Genomic DNA, 24,263 nt, shown 5'->3' with positions numbered 1-24,263 from the left:
CGTCAGCAGCAGGTACAACAGGGTGCGCTGCTGCAGGCTTTCGTCCAGGCTGACCGCCGGCGGGTTCGGCGGGTACTTCAGGGACGGCACGATCCACAGGGCGATCAGCATGCCGCCGGCCAGCAGGGCCGCCGTCGCGCGAGCCGAGAGGCTGGTGATGCGTCCGTAGGCCACGCAGAAGAGCACCGCGAGCAGTGCGCCCATGGCGACGCTGAACGCCACCAATCCGAAGCCGAGACCGATCGTCGACTGCACGGTCCGGGTGATCTCGATGCCACCACCGCCGCCGTGCTCGTGGGCATGACCACCGTGTTCGATGGCCTCATGGGCTGCGCTGACGCCGTCCTCGAACTCGATGGCACGGTCGATGACCGGCTCGATGAAGATCCAGGACCAGACGAATGCGAGTACGCCGCCGAGGGCGCCGGCCAGCAGGCCGCGCCCGATGATTCGTTTTTCCATCGGTGTTGTTTCTGCTTCCGGCGTCTAGTGGCAGGGGTAGCCGAGCAGATGCCGGGCGTCGTGCACGAACTCGTGGATGACGGTGTTGGCCCCGAAGACCGATGTCGCACCCTGATCCATGCCGACGAAATACAGCACCAGCAGTGCCAGGAAGGCAGTCGCCGACAGCCACACCACCGCGGAGGCGGCGGAGAGGTCGATGGCGCGGGCCCGGGCGCCAGGCGCCTTGGATGCCTCAGCAGAAGTCATATCCGATCCTTTCGGGAATTCGCGTCCCAGGTAGAAAAGCGGGTTGACGGGCTTCGGGTCTGACTTTCACAGTGGCGCGACCGTTCTGGGATTACACCAGATTCCGTTGTCCGTCGAGAGCAGTACGGATACTACGCCAAAGCCCCCGGCCGGATGCTCCGGTCGGGGGCTTTGTGCGTGTAACTGCTACTCAGCGGCCGTGGCCGCCAGGTCCGGCTCCTCGGTGGTGACAGCCTTGGGCCGTCCGGCGAAGGTGAACTTGGCGTTTTCGCCGGCACCCTCACCGTCCCAGCCCTCGACGTCGACCGTGACGACCTGACCCGGCCCGACCTCGTCGAACAGGATCTTCTCCGAGAGCGCGTCCTCGATCTCACGCTGGATGGTGCGACGCAGCGGCCGCGCACCCAACACCGGATCGAAGCCCCGCTTGGCCAGCAGCGACTTCGCCTGCTCGGTCAGCTCCATCGTCATGTCCTTGGCTGCGAGCTGCTTGGACACCCGGCCGATCATCAGGTCGACCATCTCGATGATCTCCTGCTGCGTCAGCTGGTGGAAGACGATGATGTCGTCGATACGGTTCAGGAACTCCGGGCGGAAGTGCTTCTTCAGCTCGTCGTTGACCTTGAGCTTCATCCGCTCGTAGTTGTTCTCGCCACCACCCTGGGTGAAGCCGAGCCCGACCGCCTTGGAGATGTCGCTGGTGCCGAGGTTGGACGTGAAGATCAGCACGGTGTTCTTGAAGTCGACCGTACGACCCTGCCCGTCGGTGAGGCGACCGTCCTCCAGGACCTGCAACAGGGTGTTGTAGATCTCCTGGTGGGCCTTCTCGATCTCGTCGAAGAGCACGACGGAGAACGGCTTGCGGCGCACCTTCTCGGTGAGCTGGCCGCCCTCTTCGTAGCCGACGTAACCCGGAGGGGCACCGAAGAGCCGCGACGCGGTGAAGCGGTCGTGGAACTCGCCCATGTCGATCTGGATGAGGGCGTCATCGTCGCCGAACAGGAAGTTGGCCAGCGCCTTGGACAGCTCGGTCTTACCCACGCCGGACGGGCCGGCGAAGATGAACGAACCGGACGGGCGCTTCGGGTCCTTCAGGCCGGCGCGGGTACGCCGGATGGCCTTGCTGACCGCCTTGACGGCGTCCTCCTGGCCGATGATGCGCTTGTGCAGCTCATCTTCCATGCGCAGCAGACGCGTGGTCTCGGCCTCGGTCAGCTTGAACACCGGGATACCGGTCCAGTTACCGAGCACCTCGGCGATCTGCTCATCGTCGACCTCGGCAACGACGTCGAGATCACCTGAGCGCCATTGCTTCTCACGCTCGGCACGCTGCGCGACGAGGGTCTTCTCCTTGTCGCGCAGGTTGGCAGCCTTCTCGAAGTCCTGCGCGTCGATCGCGGATTCCTTCTCCCGGCGCGCGTCGGCGATCTTCTCGTCGAACTCGCGCAGGTCCGGCGGTGCGGTCATCCGGCGGATGCGCATCCGGGCCCCGGCCTCGTCGATCAGGTCGATCGCCTTGTCGGGCAGGAAGCGGTCGTTGATGTAGCGGTCGGCCAGCGTGGCCGCGGCCACCAGCGCACCGTCGGTGATGGAGACGCGGTGATGCGCCTCGTAGCGGTCGCGCAGACCCTTGAGGATCTCGATGGTGTGCTCGACGGTGGGCTCACCGACCTGCACGGGCTGGAAGCGGCGCTCGAGCGCGGCGTCCTTCTCGATGTACTTGCGATACTCGTCGAGGGTCGTCGCACCGATGGTCTGCAGCTCACCGCGGGCCAGCTTCGGCTTCAGGATGCTGGCGGCATCGATCGCGCCCTCGGCGGCACCCGCCCCGACGAGCGTGTGCAGCTCGTCGATGAACAGGATGATGTCGCCGCGGGTGTTGATCTCCTTGAGCACCTTCTTCAGGCGCTCCTCGAAGTCGCCACGGTAGCGGCTGCCGGCGACCAGCGAGCCGAGGTCGAGGGTGTAGAGCTGCTTGTCCTTCAGCGTCTCGGGAACCTCGCCGTGCACGATGGCCTGGGCCAGGCCCTCCACGACGGCGGTCTTACCGACGCCGGGCTCACCGATCAGGACCGGGTTGTTCTTGGTGCGGCGGCTCAGCACCTGCATGACCCGCTCGATTTCCTTCTCGCGGCCGATCACGGGGTCGAGCTTGCCCTCCATGGCCGCGGCGGTCAGGTTGCGGCCGAACTGGTCCAGAACCAGCGACGTGGACGGGTTGCCCGCCTCGCCGCCGCGTCCGCCGGTACCGGCCTCGGCCGCTTCCTTGCCCTGGTAGCCGGAGAGCAACTGGATGACCTGCTGGCGCACCCGGGTGAGTTCGGCACCCAGTTTCACCAGGACCTGGGCGGCCACGCCCTCGCCCTCACGGATCAGCCCCAGCAGGATGTGCTCGGTGCCGATGTAGTTGTGGCCGAGCTGCAGGGCCTCACGCAGGGAGAGCTCAAGAACCTTCTTGGCGCGCGGCGTGAACGGGATGTGACCCGACGGCGCCTGCTGGCCCTGGCCGATGATCTCTTCGACCTGGCTGCGCACGCCTTCCAGGGAAATGCCCAGCGACTCGAGCGACTTGGCCGCTACGCCCTCACCCTCGTGGATGAGGCCGAGCAGGATGTGCTCGGTGCCGATGTAGTTGTGGTTGAGCATCCGGGCCTCTTCTTGGGCCAGGACGACCACCCGACGGGCACGGTCTGTGAATCTCTCGAACATCGGTTTACCTGCGCTTCCTCACATAGGGCGGCCACGTGCGCTGTACAGGAACTGCACAGGCACCGCACCTGCCGTCCACTGTAGTGGTCGGGGGAAACCCGTGCCCCTCTTGGTGTCGGGCCTTGCTACCGCCGTCTGTGGCATAACGCCCAGCACACGCCGAACGTTTCCGGAAAAGCACTTTGACGAGTTCGCCGTGAGCGAAGCAGCGGAGCGGCCCGGTCGTGGGCGAAAGAGAGCTGGCTACCGACCGTTATTTTGCGTGGGTCAATTTATGTCGCGGCGTGGAATGCGTCGATGACCTCGGCCGGAATACGCCCGCGGGTCGACACATTGTGACCGTTGCGCCGCGCCCATTCCCGGATGGCCGCGCTCTGCTCACGGTCGATCGCGGCGCGGCCGCGACCCGTTCCCGCCGAACGTCCCCGGCGGCGGCCTCCGACGCGGCGGCCGGCCTCCACCCACTGTTTGAGGTCGCCGCGCAGTTTGGCAGCGTTTTTCGAAGAAAGATCGATCTCATAGCTCACACCGTCGAGCGCGAATTCCACGGTCTCATCTGCCGCCGCTTCGCCGTCAAAATCGTCAACCAGTGTGACGGTGACTTTCTTCGCCATATAGCTCACACGACCCTTCTGTGGCCACTCGCAGATTCACCCCGGACCCCTGCGGTAATGCTTGCATACGGATGGAATTCATTCAACAACCACTGGCGGATATGCAGTCAGTTTGAGTGTCTGCGCACAATCGGGAACAAAACGGTCTCTCTAATCGTCAGCCCCGTCAAAGCCATCAAGAGACGGTCAATACCCATTCCGGTACCCGTGGTCGGCGGCATCGCGTACTCCAAAGCGGCGAGGAAATCCTCGTCGAGGCGCATCGCCTCATCATCACCGGCGGCGGCCGCAGCGGCCTGCGCGACAAAACGTTCGCGCTGAATCACCGGGTCGATGAGCTCGGAGTATCCGGTGGCCAATTCGAATTTGCGCACATAGAGATCCCACTTCTCGGTGACGCCCGGAATGCTGCGATGAGCGCGTGTCAGTGGGCTCGTCTCCACCGGGAAGTCACGGACGAAGGTCGGCGCCCACAGCGTTTCTCCGACCGTGTGCTCCCACAGTTCCTCGACCAATTTCCCGTGTCCATAACCGCGGTCGGCGGGAATCTCGATCTCAAGACGTTCGGCGATGGACAACAGATGTGGCAGGTCGGTGTCCGGGGTGATCTCTTCACCGAGTGCCGCCGACAGCGACGGATACATTTCCAGCGTCTGCCATTCGCCGTCCAAGTCATAGGTACTGCCGTCGGGCAGCTGGACCTCGCGCGTACCGAGGGCCTCATCGGCCACTTCTTGAATCAGTTCACGGGTGACGGTCGCGGAATCGTCATATGTGCCGTAGGCCTGATAAGTCTCCAGCATCGCAAATTCCGGAGAATGTGTGGAATCCGCACCCTCGTTGCGAAAGTTCCGGTTGAGCTCGAAAACCTTCTCGAAACCACCGACGAGACAGCGCTTGAGGAACAACTCCGGCGCGATTCGCAGATACAGGTCGGCGTCGAGGGCATTGGAGTGGGTGATGAACGGCCTGGCCGCCGCGCCGCCGGGCAGGGTCTGCAGCATCGGTGTCTCGACCTCGAGGAACCCGCGGCGCTCCAGCGCCGATCGCACCGCCCGCACGACCGCGATGCGCTGCCGGGCGATGGTGCGCGCCTCGGGCCGGACGATGAGGTCCACGTAGCGCTGCCGCACCCGCGATTCTTCACTCATCTCCTTGTGAGCCACCGGGAGCGGCCGCAACGCCTTGGAGACTATTTGCCAGGAATCCGCCAGCACAGACAGTTCCCCGCGCTTCGAACTGATGACCTGTCCGTGCGCGAAGACGATGTCGCCGAGGTCGACGTCCGCCTTCCAGGCATCCAATGACTCCTGGCCCACCTCTGCCAGGCTGACCATCAGCTGCAACTGGGTTCCGTCGCCGTCCTGCAGGGTGGCGAAACACAGCTTTCCGGAGTTGCGGGCGAACACCACCCGGGCCGCGACGCCGACGACATCGCCGGTCTGGGCGTCCACCGGCAGATCCGGGTAGGCCGCCCGCAGTTCGGCCAGCGAATGGGTGCGCGCCACCTGCACCGGATACGGGTCACGACCCTCGGCGAGCAGCCGCTCGCGCTTGGCCTGACGGATCCGGTACTGCTCCGGGGTGTCGTCGTGCTCGGGCTGGGGCGGGGCGGCAGGCACGTCAGAAGAACTCACGGACAGCCAGCTTAATCAGCGGCGGCCGCGCTGGTTGTCGCGGTTGCGCTCGAACACCAACCGCAGCCCCTCCAAGGTCAGATGCTGGTCGTAATGTCCGACGGTGCGCAGATCGGGCAGCACCAGCGGAGCGGAGTTCCCGGTCGCGACCACCGCGACGTCGCTGCCGCCGAAACCCTCCACATCGGCGCGGATGCGCTCCACCAGTCCGTCCACCAGGGAGGCGAATCCGAACACCGCACCGGCCTGCATGCACTCCACGGTGTTCTTGCCGATCACCGAGCGCGGACGGGTCAACTCCACCCGCCGCAGGGCTGCCGATCTGGCGGCCGCGGCATCGGAGGACACCTGCACTCCCGGCGCGATGGCGCCGCCGAGGAACTCCCCCTTGGCCGACACCACATCGACACAGATGGAGGAACCGAGGTCGACCACGATGGCCGGCGAGTTGTACTTGTGAAAGGCAGCCAGGCAGTTGACGATCCGATCGGCCCCGACTTCCTTGGGGTTGTCCACCAGCAGCGGGATCCCGGTACGGACCCCCGGCTCGATGAGGACCTGCGGCACCGCGGGCCAATACTGCTCCAGCATCAGCCTGATCTCGTGCAACACCGAGGGCACCGTCGACAGCGCCGCCGCACCCGTCAGCCGCTCGACATCCTCACCGACCAGACCGTCGATGGTGAGCGCCAGTTCGTCGGCGGTCACTTCCGATTCGGTGCGGATCCGCCAGTGCTGCACTACTTTCGCGTTCTCGCCCGTACCGGAGATGAGCCCGACGATGGTGTGCGTGTTACGGACGTCTATGGCGAGCAGCATCAGCGCGGCGACATCAGGCCGGACGCATCGGCCGGCACGTGGGCGGGGTCGGCGCCCAAATCGATCTGACGGTTCCCGGCGTCGACGAAGACGATCCTGGGCTGGTACTCGCGCGCCTGCGCGTCCTCCATGGTGCCGTAGGCGATGAGGATGACCAGATCTCCTGGATGCACCAGATGCGCTGCAGCGCCGTTGATCCCGATCACACCGCTGCCACGCTCCCCGGTGATGGCGTAGGTGATCAGCCGGTTGCCGTTGTCGATGTCGACGATGGTGACCTGTTCACCTTCGAGCAGGTCGGCCGCATCCATCAGGTCCGCGTCGATGGTCACCGAACCCACGTAGTGCAGGTCGGCCTGGGTCACCGTGGCGCGGTGAATCTTCGATTTCAGCATCGTCCGTAACATCAGTTCCTCCAGGGCAATTCGTGTTCGTCGTACGCGACATCCGGACCGGTGCCCGAGGGCACCCCGATGTCGATGGCGATGTTGTCCAACAGTCGGGTGCCGCCGAGGCGAACCGCGACCAGCAGCCGGGCTGCTCCGGTCTGCGGCGCCGGCCCCAGCCAGGTGTTGCGCACCTCCAGATAGTCGACGCTGATCGCCGGGACCTCGTCGAGCACGGACCGGGCCGCGTCCAGTGCGGCATCGACACCCTCGCCCGCGGCGTACATGCCGGCCAGCAGCGCCGACGGTATGGCACAAGCCTGTTCGCGCTGCTCCTGGTCGAGGTAGCGGTTGCGCGAGGACATGGCCAGTCCGTCGGCCTCTCGCACGATCGGCACCCCAACGATGCGGGCACCGAGGTTCAGGTCGTCGGCCATCTGGCGGATCAACACCAATTGCTGATAGTCCTTCTCACCGAAGAACGCGTGATCCGGCCCGACGATCTGCAGCAACTTCATGACGACGGTCAGCATGCCGGCGAAATGTGTTGGCCGGGAGGCGCCTTCCAGTTCTGCACCGAGGGCCCCCGGGTGCACGCTGGTGCGTGGGCCGGCCGGGTACATATCCGCCGCGGTCGGCGTGAAGGCGATCTGCACCCCCTCTGCCCGCAGTGCCGCGAGATCGTCCTCCAGCGTGCGCGGGTAAGCGTCGAGATCCTCGCCGGCACCGAATTGCAGCGGATTGACGAAGATCGAAACCACCACCACCGCACCGGGAATGCGCTGGGCGTGCCGGACCAGCGTGAGGTGGCCCTCGTGCAGCGCGCCCATCGTCGGCACCAGCATGACCCGCCTGCCGGCCCCCCGCAGCGCCCTGGTGACGTCCGCGATATCGGCAGGCCGGGTGTAGACATTCAGTTCACCGGCGGCGTAGGCCGGCGGTTTGCGGTCGGTCACTTCTGCCCCGTCCCGGGTGTGGTCAGCACGTCGAACACGTCCTTCGGTGCGTGCGCCCGCTGAGCGGTGCGCAGTGAGTTGGATCGATATGCCTGCGCCAGTTCGGGATCCACCTCACCGAAGGCGCGCAGATGTGCGGCCACAGCGACCGCGTCACCGCGGGCCACCGGCCCGGTCAGCGCCGCCTGTCCCCGCTGCAGGGCGTTCTCCAGCGAGGCCCGGGCGAGCGGGCCGACGATGCGCTCGGCGAGTCCGCCGGGTGCGTCACCGACGAGTTCTTGACCGAGCAGCTCCTGGCCGCGCAGCGCGGAGCGCAGCGCCTCGACCGCGTCGAGCATGACGGTGATCAGATGGTTGCCGGCGTGCGCCAGCGCCGAGTGGTACAGCATGCGGGCGTCCTCGCGGACCCGGAATGGTTCACCGCCGATCTCCAGGACCAGCGCCTGACCGATCGCGTAACCGATCTCGTCGAGCGCGGTGACCCCGAAACAGGTGTCGGGCAGCCGGGCGATGTCCTCATCGGAGCCGGTGAAGGTCATCGCGGGGTGGATGGCCAGCGGGATGCAGCCCTGGGCCGTCAACGGTTCGAGTACGCCGACCCCGTTCATCCCCGAGGTGTGCACCACGATCGTGCCGGGACGCACCGCGTCGGTGGCGGCCAGCCCGGAGATCAGCGCCACCAGTTCGGCGTCCGGCACCGCGATGAGCAGCAGTTCTGCCCGCGCCGCGACGTCCTGCACGGGCAGCACGGCGGTGTCGGGGAGTCTGGCGGCCGCGCGTTCGCGGGACTGGTTGGAGATGGCACTGCAGGCCACCACGACATGTTCGGCGCGCTCAAGCGCCACGCCGAGAGCGGTTCCCACCCGGCCGGCCGAGATGATGCCGACAGTGAGCCGCGCCGGACGGAGTCCGTCGACCATGACAGACGACCTCGCAAATTCAGTCGTGATAAACGTTGCGGTCCCTTATCCGGGTACCGCACGGTCGGGGAGAGCCTAGCTCACTCCTCGCGGCGTCGGCGCCGGCCACCGCCGGTGGGGGTTGCCTGCAGGCGCGAGAGCAATTCGGAAACCGGCTGACCACCGGCGTGCTGACCGCCTTCGGGCTCCGGCTGCTCGGCTGCGCGCTGCAGTTCCTCGGCGCTGCGGTGGCGGGCCGCGGGCGGCGGGGTGGGCGACGGCACCGGCGGAGCCGGGGGCTCACGGTCCGGCGGGGCCGCCCGGCGGGTCCGCGGCGGCGGCGGACCGGTTTCGCCGGGCACGGCGTGCCGGGAGCGGCGCGGCGGCGGGGTGGATTCGGTGTCCGAGCCGTAATGGCGGCCACGGCGCTCCGGTGTCTCCGGGGCCGGCTGCTCGGCGCGGGGGGTCGGCTCCGGGGCCGGGGGCGGCTCCCAGGTGGCGGCCGGAGGCGGCGACCACTGCGCGGCGGCCGGCTCCGGGATCGGCGGGGCAGCAGGTGGCGGCGGTGGCGGCGGCTGGGACGTGGCCGCGCGGCGCTGCCAGGGTGCGGGCTCCTCGGCGTCCGACGCCCGTCGATGCGCCCCACCGAACAGGTCGGGAGCGACCGGCTCGGGCCCGACCGGTTCGGGAGGTGCCCATTGATATTCCGGGGGGTGCGGTTCGGCCGGCACGTCGATGATCGGGCTTTCCTCGGTGCGCGGTTCGCGCGCCGGGCGGGGTGGTGGGAGAAACTCCGCGCGCACCGGGGTGTCGATGCGGCTGGCGATCACCCGGCCGGCGGGGCGCTCGGTCTCCAGCGCGGGCCGGTGGTCCAGGTCGGTGTCGAACAGGATCTCCAGGTTGGTGCGCAGCGCGGCGAGTTCGGCCCGCAGCGCGGCCACCTCGTCGGCGGCCTGGGCCCGTAACTCCGCCGACAGCTCGCGGCGCAGCTGGGCCTCGACCGCCAGTTCGTACTCGCGGCGCGCGGATATTTCGCGATCCAGCTGAAGGTCGTAGACGTATTTGAGGTCGCGCACCTTGGCCTGGTCGAGATCGCTCTGCCGCCGATAGATGAACGAGACGAACGCCGCGGCGACCGCCGCCCACAACGCCAGCACCACGGCGAGTTTGAGCAACTCGACCCGATTGGTGAAGACCAGCACCGTGCTGGCAACGATGGCGAGCACCAGCAACGCCGTCAGCAGGACCCAACCCGGCCTGCGGTTGACGCGTCGAACGCGCACGCCGCGGGACGGATCGGTCATGGGGCGACTGTACCGTTCACAGCTCGCATCGCGTGTCGACCTGCACGGCGATTCGGCTACTCGGCTGCGCCACTGTACGAGTCGGGTTTGTCGTTCGGCTCATCCGGAGACGTGCAGCAATGCTGCAGCCACAGCCCGGCCGCGAGCAATGCCAGTGCGCACAGTGCGGCCACCACAGCACCGGCGGTGTCCTCGCCCGCCACTCGCATGGTGCCGCGGCGCGGCACCAGATACGCGAGAACCCCGACCCACCAACCCAGTACCAGCGCGCCAACCCAGGCCGATGCCTTCGCGATCCCCACCGACCGGGCCACCGCCAGCGGATGCAGCCGTCCCGCACCGATGCCGATCTGGCCGTCGGCGATACGCGATCGCACGAGGTTTCCCCAGATCGCCTCGGCGATCGCCACCGCCAGCAGGGACAGTCCCGTCCAGAGCGTGATCGGCGGGAACCACCGGTACAGGAAGACGACCAGCAGGTAGCAGACGACGGCGGCGATACCCGTCGCTGCCGCGAGGTCGCGCTTACGGGTCGGTCCCATCAGGATCGATGTCCCTGGCGATCCAGGCTCAGATGGGTGGGCCGCACCCCGGCGCGCTCGGCCTCCTCCAGCCTCGCCACCAGCTCGGCCACCGGCGCGCCGGACAACTCGGCGCCGGCATCGGCGGCCAGCCACGGCACCAGTACGAACGCACGCTGATGGGCGAACGGGTGCGGCAGGGTCAGTTCGGCGTCCTCGGAACGCAATTCGCCTGCCCCGTCGCGACAGGAGACGATGTCGACATCGAGGGTCCGCGGCCCCCAGTGCACCTCGCGCACGCGGTCGGCCGCGGACTCCAGTTGCTGACCGCGCCGCAACCAGCCGTGGCCGTCACACGCTGGGTCCTCGACGATCAGGACCGCGTTGAGGAAGGCGCCCTGTTCGACGCCACCCCACGCGTCGGTCTCGTAGACCGGCGAGACCGCCACGATCCGGCTGCCCAGCGCCGCCATGCCGTCGACCACCGACTGCAGATGTGCCAGCCGGTCGCCCAGGTTCGACCCGATGGACAGCACCGCGGTGCTCACGGCGCCAGGCCCCGGCCGCGCCGGGACCGCCGCGCCACCACCGCGACGTCGGAGAAGGTCAGCGGGATCGGCGCGCTGGGCTTGTGCACGACAACTTCCACGGCATACACACGCTCATCGGTCATCACGTCCTCGGCGATCTCGGCGGACACCGTCTCGATCAGGTTGCGCGGTGGGCCCGCGACGATCGCGGCCGCCCGCTCCGCCAGCGTTCCGTAGTTCAGGGTGTCGGCGAGGTCGTCGGTCGCGGCGGCCGCGTCCAGATCGATCCACACCGTCACATCGATGACAAAGTCCTGTCCATCCCGGCGCTCATGGTCGAAGACGCCGTGGTTCCCACGAACGGTCAACCCGCGCAGTTCGATTCGATCAGCCATCATTTTCCCCCGAGTCGCTTCGCTCCAGCCCACCGGACCGTTCCCCCGAGTCGCTTCGCTCCTGCCCGCCGGACCACGCGTCCACTACCTTGAGTGCATCGACCGAGGCCTGCACGTCGTGTACCCGCACGCCCCACGCGCCGGCCAGAACCGACAACGCGGAGATCACCGCCGTCGCCGTCTCCCGCCCGTCGGCCGGGCGCAACACCGCGTCGGGTCCTGCGAGCAGTGCGCCGAGGAACCGTTTGCGCGACGCCCCGACCAGGACCGGGAATCCAGTCGCCACGAACGTCGGCAGCGCGCGCAGCAGTTGCCAGTTGTGTTGCGCGGTCTTGGCGAAACCGAGGCCGGGGTCGATGATCACCTTGCCCGGGTCCACGCCGGCCGCGACCGCGGCGTCCACGCTGCGCAACAGGTCCTCGTGCACCTCGCCGACGACATCGGCGTAGGCGGGAACCTCGTGCGGGGCATCGGCGCGCACCGACCGCCAATGCATCAGCACCCATGGCACTTTCGCCTCGGCCAGCACGGCTGCCATGTTCGGGTCGGCGCGCCCGCCGGAGACATCGTTGACGATCTGCGCGCCGTTCTCCAGTGCCGCCGCGGCCACCGACGAATGCATGGTGTCGATGCTGACGGCGACACCCGCGGTGGCCAGATCCCGGATGACGGGCAGCACCCGCGAGCTCTCCAACTCGGGGGCGACCCGGGTGGCACCCGGGCGCGTCGATTCGCCGCCGACATCGATGATCGCGGCACCGGCGGCGACGAGCGCCATCGCCCGTTCCACGGCCCGGTCGCGATCGAGGAAGAGGCCGCCGTCGGAGAACGAGTCCTCGGTGACGTTGACGACACCCATCACCACCGGCACGGTCACTTCCGGAGGATCAGTTCCAGCGCCTCGGACCGTGATGCCTTGTCGGTCTTGAACTGTCCGCGCACCGCCGAGGTGGTGGTCACCGCGCCCGGCTTGCGCACACCGCGCATCGCCATGCACAGGTGCTCGGCCTCGACCACCACGATCGCCCCGCGCGGGTCCAGCTTGCGCATGAGGGCATCGGCGATCTGTGCGGTCAGCCGCTCCTGAACCTGCGGGCGTTTCGCATAGAGGTCGACAAGCCTGGCGATCTTCGACAGGCCGGTGACCCGGCCGTCGAGTCCGGGGATGTACCCGACATGGGCCACCCCGTGGAACGACACCAGGTGGTGTTCACAGGTGGAGTACATCGGGATTCCCTTGACCAGCACCAGCTCGTCATGCTGCTCGTCGAAGGTGGTGTTGAGCACCGTGTCGGGATCGGTGTAGAGACCGCCGAAGATCTCCCGGTACGCCCTGGCCACCCGCGCGGGGGTATCCACCAGACCGTGCCGGTCCGGATCCTCGCCGACCGCGATCAGCAGCTCGCGGACCGCCGCTTCCGCGCGTTCCTGGTCGAAGTGGGCCGGGGTGAAGGCGACCGCTTCGGCGAGGTCATTCCCTGACGTCGTCATCGACGCTCCGTTCTGTTCAGCCACGGGTCCGTGGGGCGTCCGGGCCCTGCTGATCGTTGCCGGGCGAATGCGGGGGCGGCGCGTATTGCGGTGGGTACGGGGACGGCGGCGGGCCGGGCTGGTGCTGGGGTGGCTGATGCTGGGGTGGGTACCAGCCCTGCGGCGGAGGCGGCGGCTGCTGGCCACCCTCGGGACGCGGGGGCCAACCCGGAGCGTGCCAGCCGGCCGGCGCACCGTAGTCCGGCTGTGCCTGGCCGTTCGGGGGTGCGCCATTGGTGCCGTTGGCGCCGTTGGTGCCGGATCCGCCTGCGCCATTCGGGCCGGCCGCTTCGGCGGCCTTGCTGGCCTCCACGATGGCGGTCTTGTAGGCGGGCTCTTTCACCGGGGGTGGCCACGGCTCACCACGCTCGATCGCGATCTCGCCGGGGGTCTTGATCGGCGGCTTGTCCGACGGGATCCGGCCACCGAAGTCGTTGAAGATGGTGATCCGCGGACGCTTCTTGACCCCATCGAAGATGGCCTTGAGTTCCTTGCGGTGCAGGGTCTCCTTCTCCAGCAGCTCGCCGGCCAGGATGTCGAGCACATCGCGGTATTCGGTGAGGATCTCCCACGCCTCGGTGTGGGCGGCCTCGATCAGCTTGCGCACCTCGTCGTCGATGATCTGGGCGACCTCGTGGCTGTAGTCCGCCTGGGTGCCCATGGACCGGCCCAGGAACGGATCGCCGTGTTCGGTGCCGTAGCGGACCGCGCCGAGCTTGGCGCTCATGCCGTATTCGGTCACCATGGCACGGGCGATCTTGGTGGCCTGCTCGATATCGGAGACCGCACCGGTGGTCGGCTCGCGGAACACCAGTTCCTCGGCGGCCCGCCCGCCCATCGCGAAGACCAGCCGCGCGACCATCTCCGAGCGGGTCATCAGGCCCTTGTCGTCCTCGGGCACCGCCACGGCGTGACCGCCGGTGCGGCCACGCGCCAGGATGGTGACCTTGTAGATCGGCTCGATATCGGGCATCGCCCAGGCCGCCAGGGTGTGGCCGCCCTCGTGGTAGGCGGTGATCTTCTTCTCGTGCTCGCTGATGATGCGGCTCTTGCGGCGCGGACCGCCGACGACCCGGTCGACGGCCTCTTCCAGCGCCGCGCCGGTGATGACGGTGCCGTTCTCGCGGGCGGTCAGCAGCGCCCCCTCGTTGATGACGTTGGCCAGATCGGCACCGGACATCCCGACGGTGCGCTTGGCCAGGCCCTCCAGATCGGCGTCGCCGGCGATGGGCTTGCCCGCCGAGTGCACCTTGAGAATTGCGCGCCTGCCGGCCAGGTCCGGGTTGGACACCGGGATCTGGCGGTCGAACCGGCCGGGACGCAGCAGGGCCGGATCCAGGATGTCGGGGCGGTTGGTCGCGGCGATCAGGATGACGCCCTGCCGCTCACCGAAACCGTCCATCTCGACCAACAGCTGGTTCAGCGTCTGCTCACGCTCGTCGTGGCCGCCGCCCAGACCGGCGCCACGCTGACGCCCGACGGCGTCGATCTCGTCGACGAAGATGATGCAGGGACTGTTCTGCTTGGCCTGCTCGAACAGGTCACGCACCCGGGAGGCGCCGACGCCGACGAACATCTCGACGAAGTCAGAACCCGAAATCGTGAAGAACGGAACGCCGGCCTCACCGGCGACGGCGCGGGCCAGCAGCGTCTTACCGGTTCCGGGCGGGCCGAACAACAGCACGCCCTTGGGGATCTTCGCGCCGAGCGCCTGGTACCGGCTCGGGTTCTGCAGGAAGTCCTTGATCTCGTAGAGCTCTTCGACCGCCTCATCGGCGCCGGCCACATCGGCGAAGGTGGTCTTGGGCATGTCCTTGGACAGCTGCTTGGCCTTGGACTTGCCGAAACCGAAGCCCATCCGGCCACCGGACTGCATGCGGGAGAACATCACGAACAGGCCGACCAGCAGCAGCAGCGGCAACATGTAGATGAGCAGGGTGCCCAGCACGCTGCCCTGGTTGACCACCGTGTTGATCGTGGCGTTCTTGGCGCTCAACGCGTCGAACAGCTGCACCCCGACACCGGTCGGGTACTTGGTGAGGATTTTGTCGCTGTTCTCGGTGTCGCCGTTGCCCGACTTCAGCTCGAGCCGGAGCTGCTGCTCACGGTCGTCGATCTGGGCGCTCTTGACATTGTCCGCGTTGATCTGGGCCATCGCCACCGAGGTGTCGACCGGCTTGAATCCGCGGGTGTCGTCGCTGAAGTAGAAGAAGGACCAACCCAGCAGCAGCACGACGGCTATCGCCGACAGCGTGCGGATGACGTTTTTACGGTTCATCGATATCTCCGGCCTGCATGGGTGCGGCCGGCCCGGTCCTTCCGATAAGCGCAGTTGGAAAACTCAAGGCTACCGCTTGACCAACGATCAGAAGTTCCCCGCCCGGGATGCTCGCCCGCGCGGACCCCGTGTGCTTGGGTGAGATCGTGATCACACCAACCACCCGGTTAGTCGATACCAATGGCGTGACGTTGCGGGTGACCGAGGCCGGCGACCCCGGTAATCCGGTCGTCGTGCTGGCCCACGGCTTCCCCGAACTGGCCCATTCGTGGCGTCACCAGATCCCCGCGCTGGCCGCGGCCGGCTACCACGTGCTGGCCCCCGACCAGCGCGGATACGGCGGATCCTCGCGCCCGGAGGCGATCGAGGCCTACAACATCGCCGAACTGACCGCCGATATCGCCGGACTGCTCGATGACGTGGGCGCGCAGCGCGCCGTGCTCATCGGCCATGACTGGGGCTCCCCGGTGGCCACCAATTTCCCGCTGTACTACCCCGACCGGGTGCGCGCCGTGGCGGCGCTGAGCGTGCCGCCCATCCCGCGGGCCTCGGCCCCGCCCACCCAGATCTGGCGCAAGATCTTCGGCGACAACTTCTTCTACATCCTCTACTTCCAGGAACCCAGTGTGGCCGACGCCGCGCTGAACGCCGATGTCCGCTCCTCGCTGCAGCGGATGGTGGCGCTGGAGGGATTCGGCGGCCCCGTCGACGAGATGACCGAGCAGCCGTTGCCGGCGCTGCCGGACTGGCTGAGCACCGAGGAATTCGACGAGTACGTGCGGGCGTTCGAGGTGACCGGCTTCACCGGACCGCTGAACTGGTACCGCAACTTCGACCGCAACTGGGAACTCACCGATCCGGCGGCCGACGGATTGGCGGCACACACCATCACCGTGCCGCTGTTGTTCCTGGCCGGCAGCGCCGACCCGGTACTGGGATTCACCCCGCGTGACCGGGTGACCGAGGTGGCCACCGGCGACTACCGGGAGGTGCTACTCGACGGTGCGGGGCATTGGTTGCAGCAGGAGCGGCCCGACGAGGTCAATGCGGTGCTGCTGGAGTTCCTCGGGAGTCTCGCATGACGCGTCCACTGGACTTCGGGGTCTTCATCACACCGTTCCATCCGACCGGGCAGTCCCCCACCCTGGCACTGCAGTACGACATGGACCGGGTGGAGGCACTCGACCGGCTGGGCTACGACGAAGCCTGGTTCGGTGAACACCATTCCGGCGGTTATGAACTCATCGCCTGCCCGGAGGTGTTCATCGCCGCGGCCGCCGAGCGCACGCGCCACATCCGGCTCGGCACCGGCGTGGTGTCGCTGCCCTACCACCACCCGCTGATGGTCGCCGACCGCTGGGTGCTGCTCGATCACCTGACCAGGGGCCGGGTCATGTTCGGCACCGGGCCGGGGGCGCTGCCCTCGGATGCCTACATGATGGGGATCGATCCCGTCGAGCAGCGCCGGATGATGCAGGAGTCCCTGGACGCCATCCTGGCACTCTTCCGGGCCGGCCCCGAGGAACGGATCGACCGGCAGACCGACTGGTTCACCCTGCGTGACGCGGCGCTGCACATCCGCCCATACACCTGGCCGTACCCGGAGATATCTACCGCGGCAATGGTTTCGCCGTCCGGACCGCGGCTGGCCGGCCAGCTCGGCACCTCGCTGCTGTCGCTGTCGATGTCGGTGCCCGGCGGGGCCGCGGCGTTGGAGACCACCTGGGGCATCGTCGAGGACCAGGCCGCCGCATCGGGGCGCGAGGCACCCGACCGCAAGGACTGGCGGGTGCTGGGGATCGTGCACGTCGCCGACACCAAGGAACAGGCGATCGAGGACTGCACCTACGGCCTGCAGGATTTCGCGAACTACTTCGGCGCGGCAGGGTTCGTACCGCTGTCCAACTCGGCCGACGGCGGCGAAGGCGATGCCCGGCAATTCGTCGAAGACTATGCGGCCAAAGGCAATTGCTGTATCGGCACCACAGAAGAGGCGATCGCCTACATCCAGGATCTGCTGGACCGCTCGGGCGGGTTCGGCACGTTCCTGCTGCTCGGCCACGACTGGGCCTCGCCGGCGGCCACCTACCACTCCTACGAGTTGTTCGCCCGGGAGGTCATCCCGCATTTCAAGGGACAGCTGAGCGCACCGCAGGCCTCCCACGAGTGGGCCAAGGGCATCCGGGACCAGCTGTTCGGCCGCGCCGGGCAGGCCATCGTCAACGCCATCACCGAGCACGCCGCGGACAAGCGCTGATGCGCACCGCGGTACTACGTGACGGCGCGATGGTGGTGCGCGATGACGTGCCCGAACCGGTACCCGGCCCCGGCCAGGTGCTGGTGGCGGTGAAGGCGTGCGGAATCTGCGGATCCGACCTGCATTTCGCCTCGCACGGCGATCAGATGCTGGCCGCGGGTGCGGAGATGGAGGGCATGCCCGACACCCTGGCCGGTATCGACCTGGCGGCCGACGTCTACATGGGCCACGAGTTCAGCGCGGAGATCCTGGAGGCCGGGCCGGGCACCGACGCGCCGGCCCCCGGGACACTGGTGACCTCGGTCCCGGTGCTGCTGACACCGACCGGGCTCGACATGATCGTGTACAGCAACACCACCATCGGCGGCTACTCCGAGCGCATGCTGCTGTCGGCTCCGCTGCTGCTGCCGGTACCCAACGGCCTGGACCCCCACCACGCCGCTCTGACCGAGCCGATGGCGGTCGGCCTGCACGCCGTCAACACCTCGAAGATCGAACGCGGTGAGCCGGCACTCGTCATCGGATGCGGCCCGATCGGTATCGCAATCATCGCCGCGCTGAAGTACCGCGGCGTGGAAACCATCGTGGCAGCGGACTTCTCCCCCACTCGACGGCAGCTGGCCGAGACCGTCGGGGCACATGTCACCGTCGACCCCGCGCAGGGTTCGCCTTTCCATCAGAGCGCACCGGTGGTGGTGTTCGAGGCGGTGGGCGCCCCGGGTGTCATCGACGACGTGCTGCGCCGGGCACCGGCCGGCGCCCGCGTCGTGGTGGCCGGTGTGTGCATGCAACCCGACACCGTGCACCCGTTCTACGCCAGCGCCAAGCAGATCAGCCTGCACTTCGTATTCGGCTACGACCCATCCGAATTCGCCGAATCGCTGCGGGCCATCGCCGAGGGCGATATCGATGTGGCACCGCTGGTCACCGGCGAGGTGAACCTGGACGGGGTGGCCGAAGCGTTCGCAGATCTCGGGGACCCAGAACGGCACTGCAAGATCGTCGTCACTCCGTGACGGTCGATCACAGTCACGCCGTGACGGTTGATCACAGTCACTGCGTGAGGCGCTATGGTGCGAACATGCCTCTCGCGCGACGTTGGCCGGTCCGTGTCTGTCTCGCTCTCGCCGCGGCGGTGCTCGCCGTCGGGGTGAGCGCCTGTGATGCACAGTCAGGTCCGGCACCGGTCGGTGACCCGTCCGCCGCGGCCGCCCGCCAGGTCACCGTCGTCGGCTCCGGCGAGGTGCAGGGCACCCCCGACACGCTGACCGTTTCTGCGGCAATGGAAGCCATCGCCGCCGACGTCACCGGCGCGCTCAACCAGACCAGCCAACGTCAGCAGGCCGTCCTCGACGCGCTGACCGGCGCCGGGATCGAGCAGAAGGACATCAGCACCACCCAGGTGACCTTGCAGCCGCAGTACAACAACGACGGCACCAGCATCGCCTCCTACCGGGCCAGCAATGCCATCGACGTGAAGATCCGCGACGCCGACCGGGCGTCGGACATCCTGGCCCTGATCGTCACCACCGGCGGGGACAACACCCGGATCAACTCGGTGAACTATTCGATCGCCGATGACTCCGCCCTGGTGCGCGATGCCCGCACCCGCGCCTTCGAGGATGCCAAGGACCGCGCTCAGCAGTACGCCGAGCTGTCCGGCATGAACCTGGGAGACGTCATCTCGATCTCGGAGGCCGACGGCACCACGCCCCCACCGCCGGTCCCGATGCCACGTTCCGCGATGGCCGAATCGGTGCCGCTGGCGCCGGGCGAGCAGAGCGTCGGCTTCTCGGTGACGGTCATCTGGGAACTGACCTAGCGCCCTGATTCGTTAGCTCGTTTGCAGTAGTTGGGTTGGCCACCAACGCAATCGGCGCTCCGGCCGGTTTCTCTGTGTAGTTTTCAAGGTGCTGAGTCGTGGTCTGTGCGGCGGCGGGCAGGGTAGTCATGGCTGCGGCGGGCGTGTGATCTCAGGTGCTCCGATTCGGGCCCGGCCCGGTCACGCGGTGGGATGAGCCAAGGGTGGCGGCCGGACCCGAGGTAGGCCTGCCCGGTCTTCATCGCTCAACGCGACCCTGCCGGCCACATGCGCGACTTCTTGCCCGACGGCGTCGGCGAATTCGATGCCGACACGCTCGGCGGCCGCGACCGCTTGGGCGGTCACATGGTCGACCAGGTTGCGGGCGGTGACCGCGGCCGCCAACACCGCCAGTAGAAGATGTTCATCGACGATCCGGCTGGGAATATCGAGCAGATGACACAGCCGGCGATCGGCGGCGTCATCCGGTGCGGGGGTGAGGTCGCCGATGAGCGCATCGATGAAGGTGTCGAGATGGGTGGCGTCCATGTGGATACCGGCTTTCACAGAAGGTGCCCAACGGGCACGATCAGGCAATACGGTCCGGGGGTCCCCAAAGGGGACATCGAACCTCGCGGCGACCGAAGTCGCGGTCTGTGCTCACCGAGCGATGATGGGAGCAACGTCGCATTCGAACTTGTGTTCGATACTACCTCTGCCTCAAGCGGGTGCGCAAGGGTGATGAATCAGGACATCGGAGAGAGTTCGGCCGGCCAGAGGCGGCCGCGAGGATCGAGAGATTCGCGAGCAGTCACCCCGTCGCGCTATCTCGCCGGGCGCAGCAACTCACGAAAGTCGTTCTACGCGTTATCCGAATACGCAAAGCCGGACGTATTCCCCTGCCAGGCGGGAGAACCCTAACGGTTCTCGTAGACCTTGGGCTCCAGCGTGCCGATATAGGGCAGATCGCGGTAGCGCTCTGCGTAGTCCAGGCCGTAGCCGACGACGAACTCGTTGGGGATGTCGAAGCCGACGTACTCGATCTCCACATCGGCGCGCACAGCGTCGGGCTTGCGCAGCAGCGTGCACACCTTCAGCGACCGCGGACGCCGCGTCGCGAGGTTGCGCAGCAGCCAGGACAGCGTGAGCCCGGAGTCGACGATGTCCTCGACGATCAGCACATCACGATCGTTGATATCGCGGTCCAGGTCCTTGAGGATGCGCACCACACCCGATGAGGATGTCGACGATCCGTACGAGCTGACCGCCATGAACTCCAGCTGAGTGGGCACCGGGATGGCCCGGGCCAGGTCCGTGACGAAGAGCACCGCACCCTTGAGCACCGTGATCAGCAGCAGGTCCTGATCTGGTCCGCCGTCGCGGAAGTCCGCGGCGATCAGTTGGGCCAGTTCGGCGGTCTTGGTCTTGATCTGGTCTTCGGACAGCAAGACCGACTTGATATCGCCCGGATACAACTCCGCAGTCACCGTCACAGCGTAGCCGGGATCAGGCGACCGGCTGACGGTAGAGCACCAGAGCGCCGTTCCGGCGGCCCGCGAACAGACGCTCCCGGGACAATCCGCTGGGCACCGCGACCCCGCCCTGGCCCCGCCAGTCGGTGACCAGAGCATCGACGGAGCGGATCTGGGCGTCGGTGAGATCGCAGGCTCCCCCGGCCAACAGCCAGCTCCGGATAACACGACGCCGGACGGCGGCCGACAGGCCGTGCAGGTCCGCGATCGGCAGGCGCTGCGCCGGGATCCTGATCTCGGCGGCCGCGGCATCCAGCGCCTCGGTGTCCTCGCGCAACGCGGCGGCGGTACGGGCCAGCGCCTCGGCAACCCCGCCGCCGAGCACCTGCTCCAGCAGCGGCAGCACCTCGTTGCGCAGCCGGACCCGGGTGAAGCGTGGGTCGCTGTTGTGTGGGTCCTGCCAGGGTGTCACGCCCAGTTCGGCGCACACCGCCACCGTCGTATCCCGCCGGATCCCGAGCAGCGGACGGCACCAGGGCGGGTCGTGGGCCCGCATCCCGGCCAGCGACCGGGCACCCGAACCCCGCCCCAGTCCCAGTAGAACCGTCTCGGCCTGATCGTCGAGGGTGTGCCCCAGCAGCACCGGCGCACCGTCCCGCGCGGACCGCAGAGCGCCGTAGCGAGCCGTCCGGGCCGCCGCCTCCGGCCCCCCGACACTGCCGACCTCGACAGGCAGTATGTGTGCGCCAACACATCCCAGCGCAATGGCCTGCTCGCGGGCCCGTTCGGCGACGTCCGCCGAGCCGGCCTGCAGGCCGTGGTCCACGATCAGCGCCGTGGTGGGACGTAACCGGGCGGCCACCGCCGTCAGCGCCAGCGAGTCCGCACCGCCGGAGAGGCCCACACACCAGCGCGCGTCGTCGCCGAGATGGGTCCTGGCGAAGGCCGCGACCACCGCGCGTAACTGCGCTACAGAACCCGATCGATCCATCGCTGTGGCTCTTCGATCTCCTCGGGCCGGGGCAGGGTGCCCGCGTCGGTCCAGATGACGTTGAAGCGGTCCATCCCGACCCGCGCCACCACATCGTCGACGAACACCTTGCCGCGGGTGTACTGGTTGAGCTTGGCGTCGAAGCCGAGCAGGGTGCGGATGATGCGTTGCAGCGGTGGCTGTTTGCGTTGCCGCCGTTCGTCGAAGCGGCGGCGGATGGTCGCCACCGTCGGCACCACCGCGGGCCCGACGGCGTCCATCACGTGCTCGGCGTGCCCCTCCAGCAGGGTGCCCAGCACCAGCAGCCGGTCCAGCGCCTCGCGCTGCGGTTCGGCCTGCACGGCGCGCAGCAGACCGAGCACGCCCGCCGAGTTCGCGTCGACCGGTGTGCCGCTGCGCTGGGCGCGGACATACGCGCCGAGCCTGCCGACGACATCACCGACCTGCTCGCCGCCATCCTTGGTGAGCACCGCCAGCGAGGACGACATGTGTTCGGCCAGCCACGGATTGGCCCGGAACTGCACCCGGTGGGTGACCTCGTGCAGGCATACCCAGAGCCGGAAGTCGGCGGGCTTGACCCGCAGTTGCCGTTCCACCGCAATGACATTCGGGTAGACCAGCAGCAACTCACCGCCGTCGTTGCCGAAGGGGTCGTACTGCCCCAGGATCCCCGACGAGATGAACGCCAGCACGGCGCCGGTCTGGGCGCCGGTCGCCTTGGCCGTCAACGCACCGGCCGGCCCCTTCGACGTCTGCTCGGCGCCGCCGGTCATCACCCGCATCGACTGGGTCGCCGCGCGCACCCATTGCGGCCGGTCGATCACCACGGCCTCGGGGACCTCGGCCCCCTCGTTGAGGTGGGTCACCTCGCGCACCGGCAGTTCGGCGGTGCGCGCCGACTCGTAGAGCTGGGCTATCGCCTGATCACGGGTGTAGTCCGTGGTCGCCGGGCCGGGCCTGCTCAGCTGCGCACCGACATCGGCGGCGAAGGCCCAGTCGACCGCACCGCCCACCGAGCTGTCTCCCCGGTCGCTGCGCTCTCCCCCGCCGGACGCCGGGGGGCTCATCCGCCGCACCCGCAGGACCGCAGGGTGGCGGCCAGCGCGTCCAGCGAGGTGCGCCCGGTCGGCCCGGCGTTGTTGGAGATCAATGCGAAGGTCAGCACCCGGCCGCCGGAATCGGTGACGATGCCCGCCAGCGAGTTGGTGCCGGTCAGCGAGCCCGTCTTGGCGCGCAGCCAGCCCGCCGTCGCCCGCCCCTCATCGGTATCCAGGTAGCGGTTGGACAGGGTGCCGCTGCCGCCGGCGATGGGTAGCAGGTCGACCAGCGGGCGCAGTTGCGGCTGGTCCTCACCGACCGCGGCGGCGATGACACCGTCCAGGGTCAACGCGGTGAGCCGGTTGTCCACGGACAGCCCGCTGGAGTCCAGCAGGGTCGCGTTCGCGGTGTCCACGCCGGCGCCGCGCAGCTGGCCGAGCACCGCCTGCACCGCCCCGTCGAAACTCTGCGGACGGTTCAGCGCGGCGGCCACCTCGCGGCCGATCGACTCCGCCATCACATTGTCGGAGTCGTTCATCATCTGGCGCAGCCGCTCGATGAGCGGGGGCGACTGCACGGCGGCCAGTTCCTCGGCGTCCGCCGCGATGGACCTCACCGTGACGGTGGCCGGGTCCACGCGCAGTGCGGTGGCCAGCGCGCGGCCCGCGTCCAGACCCGGTGTCCGCGATCGTCGCGACTCCGGGGACACGGGCTGGGTCCGGCCGCCGTCGAGCATCACCGATTCGATCGGGGCGATATCGCCGCCGTCGATGTCCAGCGGATCCCAGCCGGGTGCCAACGTCGGCCCGCTGTACTCACCGAGGTCGACCTGCACCGCGGTGACCCGGCTGCCGCTCTCCCGAACCTGATCGGCCAGGTCACTGATCCGGGCCGCGCCCTTGTACCAGGTGCGCTCGTCGTCGGCGGCGGCCGACAGCGTGGGGTCCCCACCGCCGTGCAGCACGACCACACCGGGCCGGTCGCCGGCGACCACCCGGGTCGTCAGCGTCGCGTCCCGGTCCAGGGTCAGCAGCGCGGCCGCGGTGGTGAGCACCTTGTTCGTCGACGCCGGTTGCATCGGGATGCGCTCGCCCTGCTCCCACAATTCGGTGCCGTTGCCGGCGTCGGTGATCCGGCCGGTCAGCGCGCCCAGGTTCGGGTCGGCCAGCGCGGCGGCGAGCGTGGCGGCCAGACCTTTCGGGGTCGGTTCGGTGGTGGCTTCGCCGAGTGGGCGGACACCCGGCGCGGCCGCCACGGCGGCCGGTTGTTCGGGCAGCGCCTTCGCCGAGGGCCGGGAGGACGTGACCACCGCGGCCACCCCCACCACGGCAGCCACGAGCACGAGTACCACCAGGCCGATCACCAGGTGGGTGGATCGGCGCCATCTCCCGGGCCGCATAACGTGCAGCGTATCG

The 24,263-nt window shown here is 68.2% G+C and carries 25 protein-coding genes; 4 read left to right on the top strand and 21 right to left on the bottom strand.

Translation table 11 applies throughout. The annotated features are described in order from the left end of the window. From EXE63_RS18430 to ftsH, 16 genes are all read right to left on the bottom strand, one after another. A partial coding sequence (locus tag EXE63_RS18430) for a CbtA family protein (protein WP_168143099.1) occupies positions 1 to 462 on the bottom strand: 462 nt, incomplete at its 3' end. A gap of 24 nt (positions 463 to 486) precedes the next feature. Further along, positions 487 to 711 (bottom strand): CbtB domain-containing protein, encoded by a 225-nt coding sequence (locus tag EXE63_RS18425; protein WP_168143098.1) that lies wholly within the window; start codon positions 709 to 711, stop codon positions 487 to 489. 186 nt (positions 712 to 897) lie between these two features. Next, complete coding sequence (gene clpC1, locus EXE63_RS18420; protein WP_105362820.1) at positions 898 to 3,420, bottom strand: ATP-dependent protease ATP-binding subunit ClpC; 2,523 nt, start codon at positions 3,418 to 3,420, stop codon at positions 898 to 900. A 272-nt stretch (positions 3,421 to 3,692) separates the two neighbouring features. After that, entirely contained in the window at positions 3,693 to 4,034 is a 342-nt protein-coding gene (lsr2, locus tag EXE63_RS18415) for a histone-like nucleoid-structuring protein Lsr2 (RefSeq protein ID WP_068002031.1), read from the bottom strand. Positions 4,035 to 4,141: 107 nt separating this feature from the next. Further along, positions 4,142 to 5,656: a lysine--tRNA ligase gene (gene lysS, locus EXE63_RS18410; RefSeq protein ID WP_168145649.1), complete on the bottom strand. Its 1,515-nt coding sequence runs from the start codon at positions 5,654 to 5,656 to the stop codon at positions 4,142 to 4,144. Between the two features lie 30 nt (positions 5,657 to 5,686). Continuing rightward, entirely contained in the window at positions 5,687 to 6,490 is an 804-nt protein-coding gene (locus EXE63_RS18405) for a type III pantothenate kinase (protein ID WP_168143097.1), read from the bottom strand. After that, positions 6,490 to 6,897 (bottom strand): aspartate 1-decarboxylase, encoded by a 408-nt coding sequence (gene panD / locus EXE63_RS18400; RefSeq protein WP_168143096.1) that lies wholly within the window; start codon positions 6,895 to 6,897, stop codon positions 6,490 to 6,492. The genes EXE63_RS18405 and panD overlap by 1 nt, the downstream gene beginning before the upstream one ends. After that, complete coding sequence (gene panC, locus EXE63_RS18395; RefSeq protein WP_168143095.1) at positions 6,897 to 7,832, bottom strand: pantoate--beta-alanine ligase; 936 nt, start codon at positions 7,830 to 7,832, stop codon at positions 6,897 to 6,899. The genes panD and panC overlap by 1 nt, the downstream gene beginning before the upstream one ends. After that, positions 7,829 to 8,752 (bottom strand): Rossmann-like and DUF2520 domain-containing protein, encoded by a 924-nt coding sequence (locus EXE63_RS18390; RefSeq protein ID WP_168143094.1) that lies wholly within the window; start codon positions 8,750 to 8,752, stop codon positions 7,829 to 7,831. Before EXE63_RS18390 ends, panC begins: the two co-directional genes overlap by 4 nt. An 80-nt stretch (positions 8,753 to 8,832) precedes the next feature. Next, positions 8,833 to 10,035: a DUF6779 domain-containing protein gene (locus EXE63_RS18385; protein WP_168143093.1), complete on the bottom strand. Its 1,203-nt coding sequence runs from the start codon at positions 10,033 to 10,035 to the stop codon at positions 8,833 to 8,835. Between the two features lie 56 nt (positions 10,036 to 10,091). Beyond that, positions 10,092 to 10,577: a DUF3180 domain-containing protein gene (locus EXE63_RS18380; protein WP_168143092.1), complete on the bottom strand. Its 486-nt coding sequence runs from the start codon at positions 10,575 to 10,577 to the stop codon at positions 10,092 to 10,094. Then, entirely contained in the window at positions 10,577 to 11,104 is a 528-nt protein-coding gene (folK, locus tag EXE63_RS18375; RefSeq protein WP_168143091.1) for a 2-amino-4-hydroxy-6-hydroxymethyldihydropteridine diphosphokinase, read from the bottom strand. Before folK ends, EXE63_RS18380 begins: the two co-directional genes overlap by 1 nt. After that, complete coding sequence (folB, locus tag EXE63_RS18370; protein WP_168143090.1) at positions 11,101 to 11,481, bottom strand: dihydroneopterin aldolase; 381 nt, start codon at positions 11,479 to 11,481, stop codon at positions 11,101 to 11,103. The genes folK and folB overlap by 4 nt, the downstream gene beginning before the upstream one ends. Beyond that, on the bottom strand, positions 11,474 to 12,340 hold the full coding sequence (gene folP / locus EXE63_RS18365) for a dihydropteroate synthase (RefSeq protein WP_168145648.1): 867 nt from the start codon (positions 12,338 to 12,340) through the stop codon (positions 11,474 to 11,476). The genes folB and folP overlap by 8 nt, the downstream gene beginning before the upstream one ends. 14 nt (positions 12,341 to 12,354) lie before the next feature. After that, positions 12,355 to 12,972, bottom strand: a complete 618-nt coding sequence (gene folE / locus EXE63_RS18360) for a GTP cyclohydrolase I FolE (protein WP_168143089.1) — start codon at positions 12,970 to 12,972, stop codon at positions 12,355 to 12,357. A 16-nt stretch (positions 12,973 to 12,988) separates the two neighbouring features. Further along, on the bottom strand, positions 12,989 to 15,289 hold the full coding sequence (gene ftsH, locus EXE63_RS18355; RefSeq protein WP_168143088.1) for an ATP-dependent zinc metalloprotease FtsH: 2,301 nt from the start codon (positions 15,287 to 15,289) through the stop codon (positions 12,989 to 12,991). Positions 15,290 to 15,435: 146 nt separating this feature from the next. On the opposite strand from ftsH, the gene EXE63_RS18350 reads away from it, so the two are divergent. From EXE63_RS18350 to EXE63_RS18335, 4 genes are all read left to right on the top strand, one after another. After that, a complete protein-coding gene (locus EXE63_RS18350; RefSeq protein WP_168143087.1) occupies positions 15,436 to 16,371 on the top strand; it encodes an alpha/beta fold hydrolase in 936 nt (311 codons plus the stop codon). Beyond that, positions 16,368 to 17,546, top strand: coding sequence for an LLM class flavin-dependent oxidoreductase (locus EXE63_RS18345; RefSeq protein ID WP_168143086.1), 1,179 nt, complete (start codon positions 16,368 to 16,370; stop codon positions 17,544 to 17,546). The genes EXE63_RS18350 and EXE63_RS18345 overlap by 4 nt, the downstream gene beginning before the upstream one ends. Further along, a complete protein-coding gene (locus EXE63_RS18340) occupies positions 17,546 to 18,562 on the top strand; it encodes a zinc-binding dehydrogenase (RefSeq protein ID WP_168143085.1) in 1,017 nt (338 codons plus the stop codon). The genes EXE63_RS18345 and EXE63_RS18340 overlap by 1 nt, the downstream gene beginning before the upstream one ends. Positions 18,563 to 18,627: 65 nt before the next feature. Then, complete coding sequence (locus EXE63_RS18335) at positions 18,628 to 19,368, top strand: SIMPL domain-containing protein (RefSeq protein ID WP_168143084.1); 741 nt, start codon at positions 18,628 to 18,630, stop codon at positions 19,366 to 19,368. Between the two features lie 180 nt (positions 19,369 to 19,548). On the opposite strand, the gene EXE63_RS18330 is transcribed toward EXE63_RS18335, so the two are convergent. From EXE63_RS18330 to dacB, 5 genes are all read right to left on the bottom strand, one after another. Next, on the bottom strand, positions 19,549 to 19,896 hold the full coding sequence (locus EXE63_RS18330; protein WP_168143083.1) for a hypothetical protein: 348 nt from the start codon (positions 19,894 to 19,896) through the stop codon (positions 19,549 to 19,551). Between the two features lie 368 nt (positions 19,897 to 20,264). Beyond that, positions 20,265 to 20,822 (bottom strand): hypoxanthine phosphoribosyltransferase, encoded by a 558-nt coding sequence (gene hpt / locus EXE63_RS18325; RefSeq protein ID WP_168145647.1) that lies wholly within the window; start codon positions 20,820 to 20,822, stop codon positions 20,265 to 20,267. A 31-nt stretch (positions 20,823 to 20,853) separates the two neighbouring features. Then, positions 20,854 to 21,810: a tRNA lysidine(34) synthetase TilS gene (gene tilS, locus EXE63_RS18320; RefSeq protein ID WP_168143082.1), complete on the bottom strand. Its 957-nt coding sequence runs from the start codon at positions 21,808 to 21,810 to the stop codon at positions 20,854 to 20,856. Beyond that, positions 21,789 to 22,877: an Rv3626c family coenzyme F420 biosynthesis-associated protein gene (locus EXE63_RS18315; RefSeq protein ID WP_168143081.1), complete on the bottom strand. Its 1,089-nt coding sequence runs from the start codon at positions 22,875 to 22,877 to the stop codon at positions 21,789 to 21,791. Before EXE63_RS18315 ends, tilS begins: the two co-directional genes overlap by 22 nt. Next, positions 22,874 to 24,247, bottom strand: coding sequence for a D-alanyl-D-alanine carboxypeptidase/D-alanyl-D-alanine endopeptidase (gene dacB, locus EXE63_RS18310; RefSeq protein WP_168143080.1), 1,374 nt, complete (start codon positions 24,245 to 24,247; stop codon positions 22,874 to 22,876). Before dacB ends, EXE63_RS18315 begins: the two co-directional genes overlap by 4 nt. Positions 24,248 to 24,263 lie beyond the last annotated feature (16 nt).

This window comes from Mycolicibacterium frederiksbergense (assembly GCF_012223425.1).
Classification (GTDB): Bacteria; Actinomycetota; Actinomycetes; order Mycobacteriales; family Mycobacteriaceae; genus Mycobacterium; species Mycobacterium frederiksbergense.
The sequence above is the reverse complement of the archived record's forward strand: the minus strand, read 5'-3'. Positions and strand labels throughout refer to the sequence as shown.